Here is a 25,861-nt window from a genome sequence, read left to right as displayed (position 1 = left end):
CATAAAGAGTAAATGTATTAGTCATTAGAATACTTGTTTAATACCGAAATAGGTACCTCCATTCGTAGAGCTGAATGGTCTGGTCATTTGAATAACGCCATAGGTATCTTTATGTAAACGTATATCACTGCGAATACGATATTTACGATGGTTAAGATCATACATAGCAGCAGACAAGGATACAGGGCCACGTAAATTATAATCTACGCCCACGCCCAATTCACTTTCAAAAATACCACCACGCACTAACCATTTAGAACTGATAAATTTACCTGCATTTAAATCAAATTTTGAATCATCCCCAATATTGGATAAGCCAATTTCAGCCATTCCTTTATCGTTAAATGCACGAAGTCGACCATTGATGCGGAATTCATTATCTGTTGTGTTATACAACATATCTACAGATGGTTCAACCTTAGAGGAGGACTTTTTTTCAGTTGTACCAACCTCTACAACATTTCCATTTGCATCAGTTCGATATGCTTTACCACCCATCAATTTATTGATACGAGCAGAGATTTGCGCCGTATTATGTAACGTCTCCTGAATATTTGCTTGCGCTTTAGGATCTGTTACAGTAGATTCCATGGAACGAGCCATATTATCTACACGATCCGTAGTTTGTTTTAAATTAGTTAAAATAGCACGCATATCATTGCCTGCATTACCATCAGCGTTAAATTGCTGAGCAGCTTGATTTAACTGGGCAGTTACATTTGCCATATTTTCAGTAATGGCTACTGCATTATCAGCCATCACCGCTGTAGATTGCAAGGAATACTTGAGAGCATTTTGAGTTGCTGGATCACCAATGATATTATTGATAGACTGCAACATTTTTTCGGTGCCATCCATTAATTTCTGAGCACTTTGCATGGCTTTTTCCATAGCATCAACGCCTTCCCCTTTAACAGAGTCACCATCTTGTAAATATACTTTAGATTGGCCCGGTGAAATTTGAATATATTTATCCCCTAAGAAACCATCAGAGCCTAATGTGAAAATAGAATCACTTGGAATCTGAGTTTTTTCATCAAGCTTCATCTTAACTACAACGCCACGCGGTGTAATTTCAATATCAGAAACTGACCCGATGGCTACGCCAGAGAATTTAACTTGGTTGCCATTTTTCAAACCATTTACTTGAGCAAAATCACCAGTAATTGTCATTTGTGGTTTAGCCCATATATCAATGCGTCCTACAAATAGTATGCCCGCAATAAATAAAGCTATACCTATTATTGTGAAAGCCCCTACCTTGGCCTCCGTCGTCCACTTCATTATATATCTCCCATCGCAGATACGTTAATCGGTTCTGCTTCGCCATTAATAAACTGTTGTACCTTTTTATTTGTAGAATTCTTAAAGTCTATTGTATCAGAAATCTCTACAAAACGCCCCTTATCAAGTAAAGCTATGCGATCGGCTACATAAAATGCAGATTGCATATCATGTGTTACTACGATAGAGGTACAACCAAGCCGATTTTGCATCCCTTTTATCAGCATACTAATTGTACCTGATGTAATCGGATCCAAACCAGACGATGGCTCATCATAAAGAATTAAACTCGGATCTAGTGCAATAGCACGAGCTAAGCTAACACGCTTCTTCATACCACCAGATAATTCATTTGGCATATAGGATTCATATCCTTTAAGACCAACCCAGTCGAGTCGCTCTGCCACAATGCGTTTAATCTCGTCTTCCCCTAACTTCGTATGTTGACGTAGACCAAAGGCTACGTTTTCCCCCACCGACATAGAGTCAAAAAGAGCAGAGTATTGGAACACCATGCCCATTTTTCTTCGTACTGTATTAAATTCATCTTCAGATAATGTTGTAATATCTGTGCCATCTACGATAATCTGCCCCGATGTAGGACGTTGTAAGCCAATCAGCAAGCGAAGTAATGTACTTTTACCACTACCACTACCACCTAATATAACTAATGTTTCCCCATCATTAATAGTGAGATTAACGGAGTCTAAAATCACACGCGACTCATAGGCAACTACAACATTGCGTAGTTCTATCATAAATCCCTCTAAAACTTCTACTAATATAACAAAGTAGATAAAAAGTAATTTAATACAAATACTAAAATGATACTAGTTACTACAGAACTAGTTGTGGAGAAGCCTACTGCTTCTGCGCCCATTTTAGTTTCCATCCCCTTATATGCACCTACCAACGCAATGACCGCGCCGAATACACTAGATTTAATTAAACCTAATGTAAAATCAGAAATAGTAGAGAACATTTGAATGGAATCTAAATATGTACTTGGAGCCAACCCTTTAATAGCAGTAGCTACAAAGTAACCACCGGCAATACCAATTACCACACCGTAAAAGGCCAAGATTGGAACCATTACCATACAGGCCACAACACGAGGAACTACGAGGTAACCTACTGGATCAACAGCCATAACTCGAAGAGCATCAATTTGCTCTGTTACCTTCATAGTACCAATTTCTGCAGTAATGGCAGCACCTACGCGGCCAGCTAGCACGACACCTACTAAAATAGGACCTAATTCACGTCCCATAGCTACCGCCATAAGACCACCAACTGTGCTTTGTGCGCCATATGTAATTAATACATCTGTGATCTGCAAAGTCATAACCGCGCCTGCGAAGAGCAACGTCAAACTTATAATCGGCAATGAGTCCACCCCTAGGTGAGCCATCTGCTGAAATACATGCCACAGATTAATCATTTTTAGTTGTTTTATAGTGTGCCACATTAATAATGTAGCACTACCCATCTGCGATAGGCCGTTTATTACGGTTCTACCTATCGATTCAAGCCAATTCAACAGATTCACCCATTCCCCTTACAGTCTTAACTTACTCAGCTGAATTAGTACCATCAACCTTAGACTCACCTTTTTTATCAGCCTCTTTGGACTCCTTTTTAGCGGAATCTTTTACATCCTTTTTATCGGATTTTTTAGCTTCTTTTTTATCAGCTTTATCTTTCTTTGCTTGGTCTTCCAACTCTAATTTATGTTCCATCTTGATCTGATTTTTAACTTCTTTTACGCGTTTAGCTAATTCTTTATCACGATCAGCTGGCTTCATAACATGAATCGTAAATTGACCATCGCCTTGTACGATGTACTCAGTATCAACTGCAGTCTTTTCGATTTTTTTATCATCATCTTTGCCAGAGCTCAAGTCTTCTTGACCTGTTTTCTTTTGTACATCCCCTGGCATAGGTTTTGATTCAACATCTTTGATTTTAGCTTTTTTAACAGATTTAGAACCATCTTCATCAACTAGACTAATGCCATCTTCCAAAAATTCTACGACGATTTGATTATTTGTATCTGTTTTTTGAATTTCATCGTAAAGCTCATTAAAGTCTTTATGAATTTTCAAACGACGCAAAATTTCATCTGTTAAATTATATTTTTGTTTTTCTAAAACATATGGCAATGGAATTTCCCCACCACCACGTACTTCTAAGGTATATTTGCCAATTGCTTGATCTTCAGGAACCTTAAAGAAAATTTGTTTAACAACCTTTTCGCCGCGGAACGGTTCTAAAGTAACATCTACAACAATTGTATCCCCAGGAGAAACAACAGTAGATGATGCAGACGCATCAATGAGCTTCGCTGTTTTCTTATCTTGAGTTACTTCCGTCTCAACTGTAATGTCCGCAATTTCATAGTTTATGAATCGATTATTCATTAGAACATCGATGACATTATAGAACTCATCAACGGCTTTCTCAGAAATAGAATCAGCGCTATAGAACATATTTGTCCGCGTTAACGGCTTGTGCTCTTTTCCTTTAGGCGTAATAGTATATGAAATTGTCGCTGTACCAGAGCCACTACGATCCAATGTTTTATTCAACATATTATACAAAGATGTAGCTGCTAAGGTTGGTGTCATTTCACTATCTTCTACGACCTTAACAGAGCTAGTTTTATCACGGCCCATATCGCGATCTTTTAAATGGAATCGTAACGGAATGCCATGAGCAATTACGCCAGATACACCAGCGATGCCGGCCCCTCTATCCTCCGTAACAGAACCCACCTCTTGGCCCATAGAGCCAAGTTTAAATGCTGCATTATAACTTTTAACTACTGTAAAAATACTTGCATTATGCATGAAGTAGTTTGAAGATCCATGCTTCAAGAACGGATGTCCAAAGGCTACAATTTTTTCACCATCTACATAAGTAACAGTACCGATAGCCCCTAATTTAAGGTCTCCATCAACTAATAATGCTGCTACGGATCCACCAGCCTCTAATGGTTTTGCAATTTCATCACCACTAGCACTAGCAGTATCATAAGTTTCATATTTATATTGTGGCAACTTGGATTTAAAGTAATCCATGGATGCCGCGTCAAAGCCATAAGCCATAAGTGGAGTTCCAAGAGGAATCAACTGCGTGTCATCCCAAGGTTTAGATAAATTCTTCTCATATGGAATATTCCATAGTTTTACCATATCCTCGATAGGAGTGATCATCCCAATTGTGCCATCTGCAAACCCCCAGCCATAGGCAACAGCGCCAACGAGCTTGCCATTTATATATACAGGGCTACCACTCATACCATGAGCAATACCACCGGTTTGTTCCATAATAGGACCGGAGAATTTTGCCAAAATAAGATGACCAGATGGTCCCTTATCCTTCATGACACCAAGTACCTTTACATCAAAGGTGGAGATAGTATCCCCTACGATTACAGTTTTTGCAATACCTTCCATACCTGTAGTTACATCATTGACAGGCATGAAATCGACAGCCTGTGCAGCTGTAAGTGAAGTACAGAAGAAAAGCGCCAGTATCGCTTTTCTATACCGACGCCAAGAATGAGAAAACTTCATTCCTTCTCTCCTTTATTTACTTTCTACGGTGACAACGATTTGATCACGAGAAACGTCTGAACCCACTGTAACATTAACCGCCGATACAGTACCAGTTACAGTAGATTTAGCAGCAGCCATAGGGCCAGCTAATGTTTCGACAGTCACCAATGTTTGACCTTCTGTTACAGAAGCGCCAACAGAAACTGTAGAGGCAACTTTACCTGTTAATACACTTTGGTATGATACAGGGGCCGCCATTACAGAGCTAACACTTAAAATGCCTAGCGCAGCTAAGGCCAACACTACTCTTTTCATAACGATCCCTCCTTTTACAAAATTAGTTATGTACCTATAGTATACTAAATTATTAGCAATTTTTCAAACAAAATTGTATGCAACGAATTCATTTTATGATTACTATATCCTCATAGCTTGTAGGTGAAGAAGTTGACTTATGCACATACTCATCTTTCACAACTAAGTCAACACTACCTTGGTTAGATAACTCAGCGCCATCTACTACGCCAAGCTTAGATAATAACTTTGCCCCTTCTTTTTGAGTGACCCCCACAGATCGAAGTCCTACTTTATCAACAGCTAATACTACCAAATTATTGTCCTTTGTAGTACCTATAAAGCTACGCGCTTTATTATTAGATGAATCGGCCCCTACATAGCGACCATTTTTCATCACCATCGTCCCCGCTTGTAGACTAGCACCACCTGTTGTGCTCACTTGAGCAAGCTCCGGTCTATTTTGTATCGAAATAGGTGTACCTACCTTTAACTTACGTAAAGCCTCACGAGCCTCACCGTGACCTGATAATACATATTGGTTTTCCCCTAACTTAGAGTTACCATTTTGTCCGCTAATAACCTTACCATTGGCTACAGTCACTTCATAGCCATAGTCATTGGTCTTCGTAGAAGGACCATAAGCATTCGTATACAATGTTAAAGCATTCTCTTTGCGCGGTGCATTTACAGCAGTAATCATAAAGCTTTCTTTTTGTGTTTTAGCTTGTAATAAGGGCTTTTTCTCTTCTATGAAATAACCGCGATTCGGAGTATACCGCAACGTACCACGATTAGAGATACGCTCTAAATCAATAGTGCCATCGCTAGCTACAGAATAAGGACGTTCAAAACTACCACCTTTTACCTTCGCTCCAATCAAAGCAGTATGGGCCTGACTGACAGCTGCCAAGGTTTTACCTTCTGGAACATGAGCTACCACCATAGGCGAATCATTATCTACAGTTAAAGCATAAGCTTGAATTTTACCTTCAGGCACTGTGTTATTAATCTTGCTGTACGCCACAGATTTATTTATATCTTTTGTAGTCTGTTGGGCATAGCTAGAAAATAGATCTACAACGATACGTGTTGGTTTTTCCAAAGTAAACTCATGATGTTGTACATCCTTATTGGCCGTTAAAGTTACTTGTAAACTTCCATTTACTGGCTGCAAACCAATACCTTTTAGAACACCTGTCTTTGTATCATTTTGACTAATAGGCCCTGTCAGACCATTTGTAGTCCCCCCTAAATTAAGAGTGAGAGCATGGGTAGCTTCATTATAGGAGCGAGTCCAAGACACGGGCATTTCAGATACATCCAGAACTATGCGGCTAGTACCTTCATGATTAGATACGCGTACCCCTGTTAAATTACCTGCTTCAGCATAAGGAACAGTGCTGCCTAAGAAACCTAAAACAGCAAAAGTTATGTATAGATATCGTTTCATATATAATTCCTCTACAACGATAAACCATATCAATGGTCATATATTTTATATCAATTTTATACAATATACTTTTACTATAGTATACATCATAAAGATGAAAATTTCAAAAATATAAACTAAAAAACGAAGTTACCAGCTATAGAAAAATCATTAAATAATAATCAATCTATAGTTAGTAACTTCGTTACGTTTATCTTAAATCAAAATCGTATATCATTGTAACTCATCTAATGTATCACGAAGTTGTGACATTTCATCAAGAGCCTTTGCAACGCCCTTAATAACTGCATATCGCGGAGATTCCACTAAATATGCCGCAATACCAACAGAACGGGTAATAACGCGATCCAAACCATCGATAAGAGCACCCCCACCCGTTAGGATGATACCGTGATCATTAATGGCAGCCACAAGTTCAGGTGGCGTTTTTTCTAAAATAGATTTAATACCCTCTAAAATATTCATGACTTGTGCCTCTAAAGCACGCTGAATCTCTAAAGAATTTACCGCTACCATCTTAGGTAAGCCGGAGCTCGCATCCCGTCCACGTACCTCTATAGTACGTTCCTTGGCACGGCGATCCACAGTACCTACAGAAATTTTAATCTTTTCTGCTGTTAATGGACCAATGACAAGACGCTTCTTCCGGCGGATGTAACGAATAATAGATTCGTTAAAAGAATCTCCACCTATACGAAGAGATTCACTTACAACGACACCTGTATCGCAGAGGACGGCAATATCTGTGGTGCCACCACCAACATCTACAACCATTGCACCTACCTGCTTAGCATCGTTGAGACCGGTCCCCATAGCAGCAGCCAACGGTTCTTCAATCAGAACCGTCTTTTTGGCCCCTGTTCTAAGCAAAGCCTCTAAAATAGCGCGCTTTTCCACAGGTGTAATACCTGATGGAACACATACGATAATCCGTGTTTTCATCAATCGAGAAGCAGGTACAACAGAGCGAATGAAGTACTTTAACATGAATTCTGTCATATCATAGTCTGCAATAACACCGGCTTGAACAGGTCTAATGACAGATATTCCCTTTGGCGTACGACCTACCATGGAACGGGCCGCCTCACCTAAGGCAAGAATATCACCGGTTTTATCATCTCTTGCTATATAAGCTGGTTCATCAAGCACCAAGCCTTTTCCCTTAGCAAAAATGAGAATGCTGGCAGTTCCTAAATCGATTCCCAAATCAAAATTTAAGGATCGATTCAAACGGCCCATTAAATCCCCAACTTGCTCAGGGCGAACTAAACGCTTTAACGTCATAGCAGGCGTAGTTTTAGCAATGGCTACCGTTTCACGGCTGCGACGCTCAGCACGGCGCATTTTAGTGACTCTAACCATAGCCTCACGCATATTAGAGGCTAAGTGATTCGCTTGTTTTGCTACACCTTCTGAAAGCTTCGTAGACTTGCGCTTTGTTCTACGTAAGGGCTTACGAGTCGTGCTCGCTTTAGCGTTTTCAACCTTTGCAGCACCGAGGTTTTGTTGCTCGTTGTATAAAGCCGGCCCTTTAGAGCGCCGGCTTCTTTTCTTATTATTCTGTTTTGGCTCTGTACTCTTATTCGTCAACCCGAACAATATCAGCACCTAACCTTTGCAATTTACCTACAAAATCATCATAGCCACGGTCGATATGATGTAGACGACCTACCTCAGTTCTACCTTCTGCAGTCAACGCAGCACAAACAAGAGCTGCACCAGCGCGCAAGTCAGTAGCATTTACTACGGCACCGTGCAAGCGAGGCATACCTTCTACAATCGCTTGGCGATTATCGATATCGATATGAGCACCCATCTTACGAAGTTCAGCTACGTGCATGAAGCGGTTCTCAAATACCGTTTCTGTTACTGTACTTGTACCTTCTGCAATCGTAGTAAGCGCCATAAATTGAGCTTGCATATCTGTTGGGAAGCCAGGATATGGTAATGTTTTAATATCAACAGCTTTAATGCCTTTACCAGTGCTGATAACGCGAATACCGTCGATTTCTTCCTCTACAGTAACGCCAGCTTCTTTTAATTTAGCTACTACAGGCTTCAAATGTTCTGGTAACGCATTTTCTACGAATACATCACCGCCAGCCATAGCCGCTGCAATCAAGTATGTACCAGCTTCAATACGGTCAGGAATAACCGTATGAGTAGCACCATGCAATTGAGGTACACCTTCAATACGGATTACGTTTGTACCAGCACCGCGGATATTGGCGCCCATAGCGTTCAAGAATGTTGCTAAATCAACGATTTCAGGCTCTTCTGCAGCATTTTCAATAACAGTTTTACCTTCTGCCATAGAAGCGGCCATAATTACGTTTTCTGTAGCCCCTACACTTGGGAAGTCCAAGTAAATTTGAGTACCTTTAAGGCCTTCAGGAGCATGAGCATATACATAATCTTCAGTAATTTCAATTTTAGCACCTAAAGCTTCAAAAGCTTTTAAGTGAAGGTCGATAGGACGCGCGCCGATAGCACAGCCACCAGGCATGGAGATTTTAGCCTCCCCTTTACGCGCCAAAAGAGGCCCCATTACAAGGAAGGATGCACGCATTTTACGTACAAGTTCATAAGGAGCTTCAGTAGCAGTCAATGTAGATGCATCAAAAATGATTTCATCATCTGCTTCATTACGAGTAATTTTAACCCCCAAAGACTCGATAACTTGGCAAATCGTACCTACATCTTCCAAATTTGGAATTTCAAGTAATTTACTAGGTGTTGATGCTAGCAAAGTACCGGCAATAATAGGGAGTACCGCATTTTTAGCACTACTAACACGTACACGGCCTTCCAAGCGATTGCCACCTTGAATGATTAGCTTTTCCAACAGAATTCCTCCTACACTTTATATCGATCATCTTGTATAAACTACAAGACGTTGTATTTATAACGTCATATACTAAATGTTATTATACTATTTTTCGATATATCTCATCAAGAGAATGTGAGAAAATACTGAGAAAAAAGCCCCTCTTTTTTTGAATCGTTTCACCCAAAAATATTGTTAAATTTTTAGGTCCCATTCATGTAGAGGGGCTTCTTATTATTTTGCTTTTAAGGATTTCAATTTATCATCCATGTGTACTGTATCAAGGAAGCGTACAGTACCAGTTTTAGAGCGCATTACGATAGTATGTGTACGCGCACCACCTGGGAAGTATTGAATTGGGTTCAATAGATTACCACGTGTAATAGCTGTAGCCGCAAAGATAACATCATCAGTGCGAACTAGATCATCCAAAGTAAGAACTTGGTTTACATCGGTAATACCCATTTCATGGCAACGACGAATTTCTTCATCAGTTTCTGGTTTTAAGCGAGCTTGCATATCACCGCCTACACATTTTAATGCAGCAGCAGCCAATACACCTTCTGGTGCACCACCAGTACCAACAACCATGTGTACCCCAGAACCTTCGATACAACATTCCATAGCTGGGTTAACATCACCGTCGGAGATGAGCATAATACGAGCACCTATTTCGCGCGCTTCTTTCATCAAACCTTGATGACGTTCACGATCGAGCATAACCAACGTAATTTCCTCTACACTACGTTCCATTTTAGCAGCTACGTTTTTAATGTTTTCAGTCAAAGATTTTGTAATATCGATAGCACCTGCACCGCGAGGACCAACACAAAGTTTCTCCATGTACATATCTGGTGCATGTAATAAACCACCTTTTTCAGCAATTGCCATAACTGCAATAGCACCGTTTTGACCTTTCGCAATTAAGTTTGTACCTTCAATAGGGTCAACTGCGATATCTACTTCTGGACCACCTGCACCTACATGTTCACCAATGTAAAGCATAGGAGCTTCGTCAATTTCACCTTCACCGATAACTACAGTACCAGAAATGCGAACAGAGTCAAAAGCTTGACGCATAGCATCTACAGCTAGACCATCAGCTGCATCTTTTTGACCGCGACCAAGCAAACGACCACTGCGCAAAGCGGCTGCTTCAACGACACGAGCAAATTCCAAAGATAATGTACGATCCATAATGGGCCTCCTTATAAGTCCTCTATGTTTTGATATAACTCCTACCCAGAGTCTTTACTTAACTTATTGATTAGCTTGTTTCCAATCTTCCATGAACTTCGCAAGGCCTGCATCAGTCAACGGATGTTTCATAGCTTGCATAAGCACTTTAAATGGAACGGTTGCAATATGAGCACCCGCTTTAGCACATTGAATGATGTGTAACGGCGTTCTCACACTAGCAGCAATGATTTCAGTTTCAATTTCATGAATAGCAAAGATGTCTGCAATATCTTGAATCAATGTAAGGCCATCCATGCTGATGTCATCAATGCGACCAACAAATGGACTAACATAAGTAGCACCTGCGCGAGCCGCCAACAACGCTTGGTTAGCAGAAAAGATTAAAGTTACATTTGTTTTAATGCCTTCTTTGCTTAAAACTGCAACGGCTTTAAGACCTTCAGGAGTCATAGGTACTTTAATAACTACATTAGAGCCTAATTTTACAAGATCATGCGCTTCTCTTACCATTCCTTCAGCATCAGTGGAAATAACCTCTGCACTAACAGGACCTTCTACAAGACTTGCAATTTCAGAAATAACTTGCTTTAAGTCCCGTTTGGCTTTCACGATAAGAGATGGATTTGTCGTAACACCATCAATAAAACCAAAGGCATAGGCCTCTTTAATCTCATCAAATTCTGCTGTATCAATAAAGAATTTCATAGAATTCCCCCTCTTATTTCGCAGGTGTAATGACTTCAACGCCACCCATATAAGGTACCAAAACCTTTGGAATCACTACGGAACCATCAGCTTGTTGGCAATTTTCTAAGATTGCTGCCACTGTACGGCCCACCGCAAGACCAGAACCATTTAATGTATGAACAAATTCAGGTTTGCCTTTAGGACCACGACGGAATTTAATATTAGCACGACGAGCTTGGAAGTCTGTCATATTGGAGCAAGAAGAAATTTCTCTGTACTTGCCTTGTGCTGGCATCCATACCTCTACGTCATATGTTTTAGCAGAACCAAAGCCCATATCACCTGTACAAAGAGTGATAACACGGAATGGTAATTCTAATAATCGTAATACTTCTTCTGCATTATCTGTCAAAGTTTCTAATTCTTTGAAAGAGTCTTCAGGTTTAGCTAATTTTACCATTTCAACTTTATTGAATTGATGTTGACGAATAAGACCACGAGTATCGCGACCTGCAGAACCTGCTTCAGCACGGAAACATGCAGTGAATGCAGTGTAGTATTTAGGTAATTCCTCTTCGCTCAAGATTTCACCACCATGGTAGTTAGTCAATGTAACCTCAGCAGTAGGAATCAAGAAATATTCTGTATCCGCTACATGGTACATATCTTCAGCAAATTTAGGTAATTGACCAGTACCAGTCAAGGTTTCACGAGTTACCATGTATGGAGTCATCATTTCAGTATAGCCGTGTTTGTCTACATGAAGATCAACCATGAAATTGATCAAGGCACGTTCTAAACGAGCACCTAAACCTTTATATACAGTGAAACGGGCACCACTCATTTTGCCAGCGCGGTTAAAATCTAGAATATCAAGACTTTCACCTAAATCCCAATGAGCTTGCGCTTCAAAATCAAATTGACGTGGTTCGCCCCATTTGCGTTGCTCTACGTTCTCCTCTTCATCAGCACCAACAGGAACAGATGGATCACACATGTTTGGCAACATCAATGCCGCATCACGTAATTTTGCTTCTACATCGCGAATACGGTTATCAAGCTCAGCAATTTCGTCGCCTACTTTTTTCATTTCTGCGATTTTATCATCCGCATTTTCTTTATTGCGTTTTAATTGGCTAATTTCTTCAGTTACGGAATTGCGAAGCGCTTTTAACTCTTCTACCTTACCAATCAACTGACGACGTTCATCATAAGCGGATACAAAGGTTTCCAAATCGCCTGTTGTGTGACGGTTATCTAAGTTTTGTTGCACTAAATCAATATTTTCTCGGACAAATTTTAAATCTAACATGCTATAAACCTCATTTTCCAACTATGCTACGTACAATATATTCAATACGTTTAAGTATACCATATATTGGTGTATTTATCATTAAATTATACGTTATATACTAGTCTTTTCATCAACATTTTATACTACTCATCATCTTCTTCGTCTAGCAAATAATCTTTCGCCATCCATTTGCGAGTGCCTGTGAAAGATATGGTTACCCACTTCTCTGTAGGATTACCGCCGATTTCTTGGTCAATTTCGTTGCGAATTGCATCAATCTCAGCAATTGTCTGATATGGGAAATTCTTACGAACTAAAATATCAATCTCGATGATACGGGTACTGCCATATACTTGCACACTCGTTACATAATCTTTGAAATTATACTTCTCCATAAAACGATCCATAATTTCTTGTACTTCATTATGTAATGAAGATGGTGCCCACCCCAAGATTTGCTTCATAGATGGTACAATAATATGAATCGCAGACGGTAACATCTGTACGGCTAATACAATTAATACGATAGGGTCAATATAGGCTGCCCATTCAGCGTACGCCGTTCCTTCTAGCATGGTAGCTACCACAAAGCTAATCAAAATAGCTGCCTCTAGCAAGGCATCTACATACCAACTTACATTATCAAACTTAATCAAGTTAGACTGTAAACTTTTATTAATACGACGTACATATAAATAATACGCAGTATCTGCAATAGTAAAGAATATAGCATAATAAATAGCTGGTCCAAAGTCTACATGACGACCACCAGATAAAAGGTCTGTAATACCACTCGATAAAGCATAAATGACAATAAGTAAAATAAAGAAACCCTCTACAGCTAACACAAGCGGTTCAAATTGCCAGAAGCCAAACTGGAATCGCTTACTTGTTTCTCTCGCTACAAGCTTAGCAGTCATAAGCATCATAATCTTAATAACTACGTCCACGAAGGAAAATACACCATCTAATAAGACGGCACTAGACCCTGTAACAATCCCCATTATAGTACCACTAACGGCCACAAGTGCCATCAAGGCAACAGACTGCATTAATAACTTTTGTTCAATAGAGCGCCTTGCGCCTAATATATCCATTAAGTCCCCCACTTTCTTAATTTTTACATCCTTTTATTATACACCAAGTACATTGATACGCAAAAAGCAGCTGATTTGAATGCATTTCAAATCAGCTGCTTGTAATGTATCAATATTCTTTTCTATAAGGAGTAAATTTTCAATTTTTGAATATTTTTAATCCTTATTTAGTTCGTAGGCTCTGGAGCTACTTTACCAGCTACATAGCGCTCTATTATGTGTCGATCATCGCCTACGTACAACCAACGTTCCAATCGCTCTTCTAAGGAGCGTTCATTAGGGTCAAACAACGTCGTATCGTCGATAACAAGAGCATCAAATTCACAACCTTTTTCAAAGCTGCCCACCTTGCCAAAGAACTTACCGCCGCCCTTTGTAGCCATATAGAAGGCTTCACTCAATGTAAGTGGCGCATACGTTTGATCCACTTCCACCCATTTCATCTTGGATAGTCCAATGGCTTCGGTAAGAACCTTCGCCATGGATACAATATGTCCACCAGAAATATCGGAACCTAAGCCAATAGGTATTTTCCGTTCAAACAATTTACGAATCGGTGCAATGCCACTAGATAAATTTACATTTGAATACGGACAATGAGATACCATACTTTGTGTTTCTGCCATGCGGTCCATTTCTACGTCACTTAAATGAATGCAATGAGCCATCACTGTGGGCACCTTCCCCATGAGATGATGTTCATAGTATACATCTGTATAATTAGCTGCCTCAGGATGTAGGGCTGCTACCCAGTCAATTTCACCATGATTTTCTGATAAGTGAGATTGAACCGGCACATTATACGCTTCTGCCAAGTTACCTAAACCACCCATTAACTCGCTTGTACAAGATGGAACAAAACGAGGCGTAATAATTGGTTTTACTAAAGGACCAAATTGAGCTGATGCTTCTAACCACTCTTTAGTATCAGCTAAGGATTGATGTGTGTCTTCAATTAAAAACTCTGGACTATTGCGGTCCATATTGACCTTTCCCACATAGGCAGATAAACCTGCTTTTTGTAAAAGCTCCATCAATACTAATGTACTATCTTTATGAATCGTACCAAACAAGATGCTTCGCGTCGTACCATTTCGCCATAAGTCGTGTACAAAGGCGCCATATACTAAACGAGCATATTCTTGATCACTAAACTTTGCTTCCTCTGGGAAGGTATACGTTTCAAGCCAAGGTAAGAGTTCCTTATCCATACCTAAACCGCGATTGCAATATTGCGGTGCATGAGCATGAGTATCCACAAAACCGGGGATGATGAGATGATCACCATAATCCGTAATCGGATGTTCTCCATACGCTGGTGGTATACTTTCACCACAATGAACAACTACACCATCGACGGCAATAACATAACCTTGTTGAATAGCTACAAATTCTGATGGACGTGGTGTATATAAAATATTTCCTTTTAAAATGGTTGTTGAATTCATATAACCTCCTCGCATGTTCATGATTATAGATGAGTCGCTCTATACCACATGCTAGATTAATTTTCAATCAATATACAATGCTATATGATTCATATTATAGGCATTTTAGATGGCAAAGTGAATAATAAATGCCAATGTCATGACATACATAATAGGATGAATTTCATGACGACGACCTGTAGTCAATTTAATCAATGTATAAGAGATAAAACCAAAAGATAAACCTTGAGCAATACTGAATGTTAAAGGCATAAGAAGAATTGTTAAGAATGCTGGCAATGCTTCTGTAAAGTCAGTGAAGTCAATATGTGTTACCTCACTCATCATAAATACGCCAATTGTGATAAGTACCGGTGCAGTCGCTTGTGGTGGTACCAATAAGAACAATGGAGCAAAGAACAAGGCTACCAAGTATAAAAGACCTGTTACAACGGCTGTAAGACCTGTACGACCACCGTCGGCAACGGCTGCCGCACTTTCAATGTAAGAAGTAACTGTAGAAGTACCTACAACGGCACCTGCTGCAGCGCCAATAGAAGTACATAGCAAGGCTTTATCTAACCCTTCGAACTTACCATCTTCATTTACCAAATTTGCTTTTCTCGTAACACCAATCAATGTGCCGATATTATCAAACATATCTACAATAGTGATAGAGAAAATAATAGAGAAAATACCATATTTAATAGCGCCCATTATATCTAGTTGACCGAATGTATCAACTGGAACTGGTGGCACCAAGTTAAAGATATCCGCACTTGTAGCAGGTATCTTAGTTAAACCTAAAGCCATTGCTGCAATTGTAGTGAACGCCATGCCGATTAGCAAACCGCCTTTAACTTGTTTTGCCAGCAAAATACTAGTAATAAATAAGCCTAGTAAAGTCAATAATACCGCTGGATCTTGCATGTTACCTAGGGTTACAAAGGTTGCATTATTAGGTACGATAATATGAGCATTTTTAAAACCGATGAAAGCAACGAATAAACCAATACCTACACCTATCGATGTTTTCAGTACTTGTGGAATACCATCTACAATCTTGTTAAGAACTTTAGTAACCGTTAAAATAACAAATACTGTACCGGAAATAAAAACGGCACCTAATGCAGTTTGCCAACTAAGACCCATGGCACCACAAATAGTGTACGAGAAGAACGCACTGAGACCAAGGCCTGGTGCTACGATAACAGGAACATTAGCCACTAAACCGATAAGCATGGTCGCAAAAGCTGTTGTTAATACAACCGCTGCCACTGCACTAGCATGCGGCATGCCTGATACAGATAATAAGTTTGGTACTACTGCCAGAATATATACTGACGCAATAAACATCGTAATACCTGCAAAAAACTCAGTTTTCACTGATGTTCCATGTTGGGTTAACTTGAAAAAGCGATCAAGAAAACCATTTGCTTCATTTGTTCTTTCGTACTCCATTGAACTCATCTCATATTCCTCCAAACTTTTAGAAAAAAATAAAATGGATAAATAAAAAACGACTACAAGAGCATCATAAAGATGCTCTTGTAGTCGTAAATCTCGGTTTACGCTAGAGACCCTTGACCCATCCCGTCAAGGTTATACAAGATTAGTAATATGTCTATACAGTTAATCCTTATCTGCTATTTACTATTGATAAGGCTAAATAAGAAATTTTTATTTTATGAATTTTTCTCATATCTGTTATGCCAATAACACAATCTATGCACCTAGTATAAAGTTATTTTTATGCATTGTCAATAACTATTTATGATTTACATTTCATATTCTTTTTTCAAGACATAACCATATGCTTTTTTAGAGCCATCAGGTTGTTCAATAAGGTATACGCCTTGTATTTCTGGATCAAATCCAGGCAATTGATTAATTCCTTCTTCTAAAGCAAGGAAGTAATCACAAGCAGTCCGAGACCATCGTTCTCCAGGCTGTACGCATAATACACCTGGTGGGTACGGCAAAGCCCCTTCAAGTGCAATGCGACCTTCCGCCTCATCTAAAGGTACAAGCTCTCCCTTATTGCGTTGAAACTCAAAGTTTGCCTCTTGTGGATTCATTACATATTCTGGGAAGTATTCCTTGGAGAATAAGCGTTGTTGTAGAGTACTCACGTTTCTAGCTTTATAAAAATCATGCATTTCTTGACACAGTTGGCGAATATGATAACCTTTATATTTATCTATATGGCTATAGTAAATCGACGGCAACACCTCTTCCATAGGGGCATTGCGGTCTATAAGCTCTTCAAAACGCACAAGCTGATCGACTAATGCATCCATTTTCGCTTTAGATTCTGAAGGAGTCATAAGGAATAGAATCGTATTGAGGTCACACTTTTCTGGAATAATTCTATTTTCCCGCAAGTAATTGGCCAATATATTGGCATGAATACCAAAGTCTTCATACGCCCCTGTTTCAACATTAATACCAGGCGTAATCAACTGGAATTTACAAGGATCGATAAAGTACTGCCCTTCACCATAGCCTTTAAAGGAGTGCCATTTTGCATTTGGTTCAAAGGCAAAATAGCTCACATCATTAGCCATCTCTTGTGTATTGCCTTCTTCCCACTTCTTACCATGTACTATAGGTGGTACCAAAGGTCTCAGATATTTGCAGCGTCTTAATACCGACTTACGGGCATCAATTCCTAGTTCAATACATTCACGCCACAATTGTTTTCCCAATTCACCCTCATGTATTTTGGCATTTACATCGAGAGATGCAAAGAGTGGATAAAAAGGGGATGTGGAAGCATGCATCATAAAGGAGTTATTAAAACGCTTATGATCTACATAACGGTCTTGCCCTTTGATGTGTTTATCTTTCTTATGGATTTGAGACGTTTGAGAGAAGCCCGCTTGTTGCTTATGCACAGATTGAGTCACTAAAATTCCAGGATCATTAGGGCCTAATTCCAATAATAGGGGGCTACAATCTTTCATCATAGGAATAAACTGTTCATACCCAACCCAGGCAGAGTCAAAGAAAATATAGTCGCACAAGTGACCTATTTTGTCCACTACTTGGCGCGCATTATAGATCGTACCATCATAGGTACCTAATTGAATAACGGCTAGCCGAATTGGACGGTCTGCTTTAGCTTTATTAGGGTCCTTCTCATGAATTAAATTCCGAATATAGCTTTCATCAAAACAATGCTCTAGAATACCGCCAATAGAACCAAACGGATTCCGTGCGGTCTCTAAATATATCGGTGTGGCACCGGACATAACGAGACCGCCATGGCAAATAGATTTATGATTATTGCGATCATATAAAATAATATCGCCTGGCGTTAAAAGAGCATTGAGTACTACTTTGTTGGCAGAAGATGTGCCGTTTAATACAAAATATGTTTTATCCGCATTATACACTGCAGCTGCATGAGCCTGCGCATCATGAGCATAACCTTCGTGGATTAAAAGATCACCAAGCTTTACATCGGCATTACAAAGGTCTGCACGGAAAATATGATCTCCAAAGAAATCAAAAAAGGCACGTCCCGTAGGATGCTTACCGAAAAACTGTCCCCCTTGATGTCCTGGGCAGTCAAATTGAGCATTGTTATCTCCTACATAATCAGATAAAGCCTTAAAGAAAGGGGGCAAAATCAAAGCTTCATAGCTTGCTACAATCTGCTCTATCGTCCCTTTATAGTCATTTATGCTAGTAGATGTAACATCTATTACCGCCCCAATTTGCTCCATATCATAAGATATAGTATGGGATGGATCTACTACCATTACAATAGCAGGTATTCCAAAAGAACGAATTTGCTCATTATCGAGTACATCCATTTCAGAGGCGCTCACCACAACGGCACCTATGTTGGTAAAATCCGTTTCATTAATAGGTATGCATGTACGGTCCTCGATAGAACTAATCCAAGGTTTTACACTATCGGTAAAAGCAATTTTTAAATGTTTCACCATAGCCTCCTCTCTTCATGTCAATACTTTATATGCTTATAGTATTTAACGTAGTACATTATGGTCATGTAAAAAAGCTCCCTACTCAAAGAATAGGGAGCCTTTATATGTTAGCTTATTCAGCTGCTTCTTCTTCAGCTTCAACGTGCTTATGCACTTCTGGTTTCATCAATGGGAACAACAATACATCACGGATAGATGCAGAGTCTGTTAAGAACATAACAAGACGGTCGATACCAACACCTAAACCTGCTGTTGGAGGTAAACCATACTCAAGAGCTGTAACAAAGTCCTCATCCATACGGTGAGCTTCATCGTCGCCAGCTTCACGTTCTTTTAATTGATCCAAGAAACGTTGTTTTTGATCGATTGGGTCATTTAACTCGGAGAAGCCGTTTGCCAATTCACGACCATAAATGAATGCTTCAAAACGTTCTGTAGCCAATGGGTTTTCACGACTTGCTTTTGCAAGTGGAGAAATTTCTTTTGGATGACCATATACGATAGTTGGTTGAATCAAGTTTTCTTCTACATAATCTTCGAAGCAAGCATTTAAGATTTTACCAATACCATCGTTATCTGTATATTCTACATTCAAACGATCTGCAATAGCTCGAGCTTCTTCAACAGTAGTTACTGCATCAAAGTCTTCACCAGTGTATTTTTTTACACCTTCTGCCATTGTGATACGGTTCCAAGGTGGAGTCAAATTGATTTCAGTACCTTGGTATGTGATTTCTTGTGTACCTAGAACCTCTTGTGCACAGTAGGACACAAGGTTTTCTGTTAAGCGAATAGCATCCTCAACATCGCCATAAGCTTGGTAAGATTCGATAGTAGTGAATTCTGGATTATGACGATTATCGATACCTTCGTTACGGAAACAACGGTTCATTTCGAATACGCGGTCCATACCACCAACGATCAAGCGTTTGAGGTACAATTCTGGTGCAATACGCATGTAAATATCGATATCAAGCGCATTGTGGTGAGTGATGAATGGACGAGCTGCAGCACCACCAGGGATAGCATGCATCATTGGTGTTTCTACTTCCATGAAACCATCACGCATCATGTATTCGCGAATTTTAGCAACGATTTGGGAACGTTTTACAAATGTATCACGAACTTCAGGATTTACGATCAAATCAACATAACGTTGACGGTAACGAAGTTCTGTATCCTTTAAACCATGCCATTTTTCTGGCAATGGACGTAAAGATTTAGATAACAAAGTTAATTTGTTAACTTTAATTGTAACTTCACCTGTATGAGTTTTAAATACATGACCTTCTACACCGATGATATCACCGATATCAAGCATTTTTACGTATTTATAAGCCTCTTCGCCCAATACATCTTTACGGAAATATACTTGAATATCCCCAGATTTATCACGAACATTGGCAAATGCTGTTTTACCATGGGAACGGATTGTCATCAAGCGCCCTGCAATAACTACAGGTTGACCATCATATTTCAAGAAGAACTCATCTTTAATTTCTTTTGCATTATCTTTTACAACAAAACGTTGACCAAATGGATAGATGCCATCTGCTTCGTATTCAGCCAATTTGTCGCGGCGAATTTGCATTTGCTCATTCAGCTCTTCTTGTACATTTTTAATTTCTTCACTCATGTTATCGCCTCTTCGTCAGTAAATGTAAATTATTGGATTGCTAACACTTTGAATGTTACAGGACCATCTGGTGTGGAAACCTCTACTTCATCACCTTTGCGTTTGCCCAAAATAGCTTTACCTACAGGAGATTCGTTAGAGATGCGATTGTTAAATGGATCCGCTTCAGAGGAACCAACGATAACATATTCCAATTCATCATTGTACATCGTATCAAGTACAACAACTTTACTACCTACAGATACAACATCGCCCTTTACGGACTCGTCAATGATTTTCGCCGTGTTAATTTTATTTTCTAACTCTACAATATGACCTTCGATGAAAGCTTGTTCATTTTTTGCATCATCATATTCAGAGTTTTCACTGATATCGCCATATTCAATAGCTGTCTTAATACGTTCAGATACTTCAATACGACGTACAGATTTATAGTACGCTAATTCTTCTTCTAATTTCTTTAAACCGTCGGCGGTAAGTAATGTTTCTTTTACGTCTGCCATGGGTACCCCACTCTTTCTACATATAAATAATAAGAAAAAGTGCCATAGTAAGATGACACCTTGTCTTTTGTTTCTAAATTATCTCAACCATTATATAAAAATACTATTCATTTGTCAATCTCACTACATTGCAGCCAGTATTTTACGGTATGATTCTAGCTCATCGTGAAAGCTTGTTACAGTATGAATTGTATTCACACGATTGCGCCAATAGGCAGATTCAGGAAGTCCCTTCATATACCACCCTGCATGAGTTCGTATTTCCTTAACGGCCATACTTTCACCCTTATATTGGCATAACAAATCAAAATGTTTTAATAGCATATCGAGACGCTCAATATCGGTAGGTGCCGGTAATATTTCACCAGTCGCCAAATAATGGTGAATACGACCAAAGATCCAAGGATTCCCCTGAGCACCACGGCCTACCATTACCGCATCACAACCCGTTTCATCAAGCATTTGCTTTGCATCTTCAGGCTCTACTATATCGCCATTACCAATAACCGGTACAGATACAGCCTCTTTTACAGCCTTAATATAAGACCAATCAGCATGCCCACTGTACATTTGCTCCTTAGTACGGCCATGTACTGCAATAGCCGCCACACCTGTAGATTCGATGCGCTTAGCAAAGTCCACAACATTGATGGAATCACTATCCCAACCGATTCGCATTTTTACGGTTACAGGCACATCGACGGCCTTAACCGCAGCCTCTGCTACACGAGCTGCTAAATCTGGATTTTTCATAAGCGCAGAACCATCACCAGAGGTTACTACCTTTTTCACAGGACAACCCATATTAATATCTACAATATCAGCACCTGCATCAGCTACTACCTTTGCACCTAACGCAATTGCTTCTGGATTGGAACCAAAGATTTGCATAGATACAGGGCGTTCTACCTCTTCAAGACGCAACAATTCATGAGTGCGCTCATTTTTATATTTAATGCCCATGGCGCTGACCATTTCGGTGCAAACCATGGCGGCGCCATGCTCTTTAGCAAGTAAGCGATAGGCAATATCGCTTACCCCTGCCATAGGCGCTAATATGGCTTGACCATCAATTTTGACGGACCCTATTTGCCACTGTTTATGATTCATATAATTCTATATCCCCTAACAAAAAGGGTACAGCATAAGCTGTACCCGAATGTACACTACTTCGTTACATATACGTAACTATATTATAGTAGCATTATTTATTTCTTTCGTAAATAAGGCGTAAACCTTCTAGTGTAAGCATAGGCTCTACATGGTCAATACAGTCTGTAGCACTGCTGATGAGCTGTGCCAAACCACCTGTAGCCACTACAGTTACGTGGTCGCCCATTTCTGCTTTCATACGCGTTACGAGACCCTCTACTTGGCCTACGTAGCCGTAGAACATACCGGATTGCATAGAAGATACGGTATTCCGGCAAATGACTTGCCCTGGATCTCTTACTTCAATACGTGGCAATTTAGCAGCCCGTTGGAATAGAGCCTCCGCAGAAATTGTTACACCTGGGGTAATAACACCGCCCATATAATCGCCATTACCTTGTACTGCACAATAAGTAGTTGCTGTACCAAAGTCGATAATAATCAAGTCACCCTTGTATTTTTCATGAGCCGCTACAGCATTAACGATGCGGTCCGCACCGACTTCACGCGGATTATCATACTTAATAGCAATACCTGTTTTAGTACCAGGACCTACGATAAGAGGATTCACATTGAAATAACGTAAACATACACGTTCTAATGTAGGCATCATTGGAGGTACAACAGAAGAAATGATAATATCTTTAATATCTTTCACATTAACCTTGCGATCGTGGAAGAACAAGTTCATCATCAACATGCCATATTCATCAGTGGTCCGCACCCGATCCGTGGAAATACGCCAGTGACCTACAAGCTCTGCCTTGTCGTATACACCGAGAACAATGTTGGTGTTCCCCACATCAATTACTAATAACATGAATGCCTCCTATTTACGCGGACGAATTGATACGTCCCCTGCCATAACACGTTTAACAGTCCCATCCGGGATTCTTACTAATAAATTACCATCTTCATCAATATCGGTTGCTACCCCTTCATAGGTATTACCAGGAGCGCGAACCTCGATTTCTTCACCGAGAGTCACCGATAATTGACGCCATTCATTGAGAGTTTCCTCAAAGCCGCTATCAAGCACATCATAATATTGATGCTCTAAGGCTTCTAATATAATTCTAAATGCTTCCGTCCGTTCAATATCAATACCTTCCATAGTTAAGGATGTAGCGATCAACTTCAATTCTTCCGGGAGCTCTTCTTGTTTAGTCTTTACATTGACACCAATGCCCATCACAATATGAGAGATTTCCTCCATAGAGCCGGACATTTCTGTTAAGATACCTACCAATTTACGGCCATTCACTAAAATATCATTAGGCCACTTAATACCCGCATCAGTGAGCCCCATTTTATGGAATGCCTTTGTTAATGCCACTGCGGCCATCAACGTACACTTTGGCGCTTCTACAGGCGCAAAATCAGGGCGCAAGATAAGACTAAACCATAGACCTTTACCAAATGGAGAATACCAGCCACGAGATAAGCGACCACGACCAGCTGCTTGCTCTTCTGTAACGACAACGGTACCTTCTTCAGCACCTTGTTGAGCTAATCGACGAGCCTCTAGGTTTGTAGACTCTGTAACATCCATATAAACATATCGTTTGCCAAACACATCGGTCTTTAAGATTTGCTTCATGGCCAATGGACTTAACAAATCAGGTTCCTCCAATAATCGATACCCCCTCTTGGTATAAGATTCTATTTTGTAGCCTTTTTGACGTAACGCCTTGATATGTTTCCAAATAGCTGTGCGCGAAACATGGCATGCTTCGGACATATCTTGTCCCGATACGAAACTACCTTGGTTTTGTCTCAAGAATTCTAGCACTTCATCACGCATAGTTTAGAGCCCCTTTCTTTGTCAACCTAGGTTTACAATTCGATTGTACAAGTGTCCCCTATAAAAAGCAAGGATTATTTATAGTAATTAATGATATAATACATATAGTATTAAGTTATACCGTATGTAAAAGATAACAATAGTATAATCTATCATTATCTGGGGAGATATATGAAACAATTTACATTAGAAGAAAAAAATGAAGTTCTTGAGAACCCGTTTATTCATATTCATAGAAAGCTCGATGTCCTATTAAACATAGGCAAACTACTCATGGAATGTGGTGCCGATACAAATCGAATCATTGAAGAAATGCTTAAAGCCGCCACATTTATGGGTATTCCTCATGATTATTTAAATATACATATTTCCTATACTACGATTATGCTCAATTTACTGCATAAAGAACGATCTATTACCGTATTTAGAAAAACACCTGTCCATGTACCCAATATGGCCATGATTAATGCAGTATCTAAACTAACTTGGCGAGCCTTTGAACGACATTATTCACTTACAACTTATGAACAGTTAATTTCAAAATTAGATTCCACTATTCCAGTATATCCTGATTGGATAAAGGGTATTGCTTGCGCCCTCGGTTCAGCAGGCCTTGCCTTTTTGTATAGTGGCGATATGATAGCTTTTATTGTAACTGTTATTTGTTCTCTAATCGGTTATTTTGGTCGTACCTTATCGGTACGCTTTGGTTGCAATGAATATGTAGGCATTGCAATTGGCGGCTTTGCCGCCATGGTTTCTGCCTATGGTTTCTATTCACATATTGAACAAGATTCGTTAGTTTACGTTCTTGTTTGTTGTACCTTATTTATGATACCTGGTGTACCGCTTATAAACTCCGTTATCGATACCATCAACAACCATATTTTATCGGGAATTACAAGAGCTATTAGAACGATCCTTATCGTTGGTAGCATGACCTTAGGCATGGCAATGGCTCTATACTTTAACCCTATGCCGGCCTTTAGCTTTGTAGATATTAAACCTCATGTATTATCGATTGAGCAAATTATAGGGTCTTTTATAGCTGCTGCTTCCTTTGCGGTACTCTTTAACGCTCCTGTCCGATTACTAGTATCCATTGGTATTGGCGGTGTATTATGCGTATTTACCCGCAATTTATTAGCTGTTGAATTTGGCTTCTCCATTCCAGGTGCTACCTTTGTAGGCGCTGCTGTAATGAGCGTAATTTATGTAAAAGTTTCTACGTGGCTTAAAACATCTAGCACAATCATCATCGTCTCATCTGCCATAGCCTTAATGCCTGGTATTTTATATTACAGATTCCTCTTTGATATGCTTCATATCAATTCACTATCAGAATCTGGCTTACTTCATATGGTTCAAAGCGGTGTAACAGGCATCTTCACTATTGTAAGTATTGCGGTTGGTGTAGCAATTCCAAATGTACTGGCTCAAAAATATTTGAAAGCCCGAAAAGAGCGTAGAATTCAACAGCACTTGGCAACACGTCATATTAACGATGGCCAATAGATATGCCTCACCAACTACATTACTAGCTTCGCAATATAGATAGCGTACTAATTACCTATAGCTAGTAATAGGTAATTATAATCAAAAGAGCATATATAAAAAGAGCTGGTCCTCAACTGTAGTGACCCCAAAAAGTTAGACTTTTATTTCCGAGTAACCTAAACTGGTTGCT

The 25,861-nt window shown here is 39.6% G+C and carries 21 protein-coding genes and 1 riboswitch; of the genes, 1 reads left to right on the top strand and 20 read right to left on the bottom strand.

Going from position 1 to position 25,861, the window contains the following annotated elements:
- Positions 1-24: 24 nt before the first annotated feature.
- The 20 genes from RYM16_RS01295 to RYM16_RS01200 all read right to left on the bottom strand — a co-directional run bounded on the left by RYM16_RS01295 (position 25) and on the right by RYM16_RS01200 (position 24,174).
- Entirely contained in the window at positions 25-1,284 is a 1,260-nt protein-coding gene (locus RYM16_RS01295) for an MlaD family protein (RefSeq protein ID WP_314981865.1), read from the bottom strand.
- Positions 1,284-2,042, bottom strand: coding sequence for an ABC transporter ATP-binding protein (locus RYM16_RS01290; protein WP_105081419.1), 759 nt, complete (start codon positions 2,040-2,042; stop codon positions 1,284-1,286). The genes RYM16_RS01295 and RYM16_RS01290 overlap by 1 nt, the downstream gene beginning before the upstream one ends.
- 20 nt (positions 2,043-2,062) lie before the next feature.
- Positions 2,063-2,824, bottom strand: a complete 762-nt coding sequence (locus RYM16_RS01285) for an ABC transporter permease (protein ID WP_314981903.1) — start codon at positions 2,822-2,824, stop codon at positions 2,063-2,065.
- 31 nt (positions 2,825-2,855) lie between these two features.
- Positions 2,856-4,862 carry a SpoIVB peptidase S55 domain-containing protein gene (locus RYM16_RS01280; protein ID WP_314981864.1) on the bottom strand — a complete coding sequence of 669 codons (2,007 nt, stop codon included), beginning with the start codon at positions 4,860-4,862 and terminating at the stop codon, positions 2,856-2,858.
- A gap of 12 nt (positions 4,863-4,874) precedes the next feature.
- The gene (locus RYM16_RS01275; protein ID WP_009352733.1) at positions 4,875-5,159 is read right to left on the bottom strand and encodes a biotin/lipoyl-containing protein; all 285 of its coding nucleotides are present in this window, start codon (positions 5,157-5,159) and stop codon (positions 4,875-4,877) included.
- 88 nt (positions 5,160-5,247) lie between these two features.
- Positions 5,248-6,591 (bottom strand): phosphodiester glycosidase family protein, encoded by a 1,344-nt coding sequence (locus RYM16_RS01270; protein WP_314981862.1) that lies wholly within the window; start codon positions 6,589-6,591, stop codon positions 5,248-5,250.
- Positions 6,592-6,804: 213 nt separating this feature from the next.
- The gene (locus RYM16_RS01265) at positions 6,805-8,190 is read right to left on the bottom strand and encodes a rod shape-determining protein (protein ID WP_314981860.1); all 1,386 of its coding nucleotides are present in this window, start codon (positions 8,188-8,190) and stop codon (positions 6,805-6,807) included.
- Positions 8,171-9,436 carry a UDP-N-acetylglucosamine 1-carboxyvinyltransferase gene (murA, locus tag RYM16_RS01260; protein WP_105081415.1) on the bottom strand — a complete coding sequence of 422 codons (1,266 nt, stop codon included), beginning with the start codon at positions 9,434-9,436 and terminating at the stop codon, positions 8,171-8,173. The genes RYM16_RS01265 and murA overlap by 20 nt, the downstream gene beginning before the upstream one ends.
- Before the next feature lie 216 nt (positions 9,437-9,652).
- Positions 9,653-10,615, bottom strand: a complete 963-nt coding sequence (gene glpX / locus RYM16_RS01255; RefSeq protein ID WP_314981858.1) for a class II fructose-bisphosphatase — start codon at positions 10,613-10,615, stop codon at positions 9,653-9,655.
- Between the two features lie 63 nt (positions 10,616-10,678).
- Positions 10,679-11,323 (bottom strand): fructose-6-phosphate aldolase, encoded by a 645-nt coding sequence (gene fsa / locus RYM16_RS01250; RefSeq protein WP_273298783.1) that lies wholly within the window; start codon positions 11,321-11,323, stop codon positions 10,679-10,681.
- Positions 11,324-11,336: 13 nt separating this feature from the next.
- Positions 11,337-12,617 (bottom strand): serine--tRNA ligase, encoded by a 1,281-nt coding sequence (serS, locus tag RYM16_RS01245; protein ID WP_314981856.1) that lies wholly within the window; start codon positions 12,615-12,617, stop codon positions 11,337-11,339.
- 125 nt (positions 12,618-12,742) lie between these two features.
- Entirely contained in the window at positions 12,743-13,696 is a 954-nt protein-coding gene (locus tag RYM16_RS01240) for a cation diffusion facilitator family transporter (RefSeq protein ID WP_009352649.1), read from the bottom strand.
- Between the two features lie 167 nt (positions 13,697-13,863).
- Positions 13,864-15,144, bottom strand: a complete 1,281-nt coding sequence (gene guaD / locus RYM16_RS01235) for a guanine deaminase (protein WP_314981855.1) — start codon at positions 15,142-15,144, stop codon at positions 13,864-13,866.
- A gap of 105 nt (positions 15,145-15,249) precedes the next feature.
- A complete protein-coding gene (locus RYM16_RS01230; protein ID WP_314981853.1) occupies positions 15,250-16,593 on the bottom strand; it encodes an NCS2 family permease in 1,344 nt (447 codons plus the stop codon).
- 61 nt (positions 16,594-16,654) lie between these two features.
- Positions 16,655-16,753, bottom strand: a riboswitch (purine riboswitch).
- Between the two features lie 148 nt (positions 16,754-16,901).
- Positions 16,902-19,076: an ornithine decarboxylase gene (gene speC / locus RYM16_RS01225; RefSeq protein WP_314981901.1), complete on the bottom strand. Its 2,175-nt coding sequence runs from the start codon at positions 19,074-19,076 to the stop codon at positions 16,902-16,904.
- A 115-nt stretch (positions 19,077-19,191) separates the two neighbouring features.
- Positions 19,192-20,715 (bottom strand): lysine--tRNA ligase, encoded by a 1,524-nt coding sequence (gene lysS, locus RYM16_RS01220; RefSeq protein ID WP_314981851.1) that lies wholly within the window; start codon positions 20,713-20,715, stop codon positions 19,192-19,194.
- A 29-nt stretch (positions 20,716-20,744) separates the two neighbouring features.
- Positions 20,745-21,218, bottom strand: coding sequence for a transcription elongation factor GreA (gene greA, locus RYM16_RS01215; protein ID WP_054747760.1), 474 nt, complete (start codon positions 21,216-21,218; stop codon positions 20,745-20,747).
- Positions 21,219-21,341: 123 nt separating this feature from the next.
- Entirely contained in the window at positions 21,342-22,328 is a 987-nt protein-coding gene (gene dusB / locus RYM16_RS01210) for a tRNA dihydrouridine synthase DusB (RefSeq protein WP_314981849.1), read from the bottom strand.
- Positions 22,329-22,422: 94 nt separating this feature from the next.
- The gene (locus RYM16_RS01205; RefSeq protein ID WP_009352711.1) at positions 22,423-23,190 is read right to left on the bottom strand and encodes a type III pantothenate kinase; all 768 of its coding nucleotides are present in this window, start codon (positions 23,188-23,190) and stop codon (positions 22,423-22,425) included.
- A 9-nt stretch (positions 23,191-23,199) separates the two neighbouring features.
- The gene (locus tag RYM16_RS01200) at positions 23,200-24,174 is read right to left on the bottom strand and encodes a biotin--[acetyl-CoA-carboxylase] ligase (protein WP_288991699.1); all 975 of its coding nucleotides are present in this window, start codon (positions 24,172-24,174) and stop codon (positions 23,200-23,202) included.
- 171 nt (positions 24,175-24,345) lie between these two features.
- On the opposite strand from RYM16_RS01200, the gene RYM16_RS01195 reads away from it, so the two are divergent.
- Positions 24,346-25,689: a threonine/serine exporter family protein gene (locus RYM16_RS01195; protein WP_314981847.1), complete on the top strand. Its 1,344-nt coding sequence runs from the start codon at positions 24,346-24,348 to the stop codon at positions 25,687-25,689.
- Positions 25,690-25,861 lie beyond the last annotated feature (172 nt).

The sequence above is a fragment of the uncultured Veillonella sp. genome (assembly GCF_963524655.1).
Taxonomy (GTDB): Bacteria; Bacillota; Negativicutes; order Veillonellales; family Veillonellaceae; genus Veillonella.
This window is presented reverse-complemented; position numbering and strand designations above follow the sequence as displayed.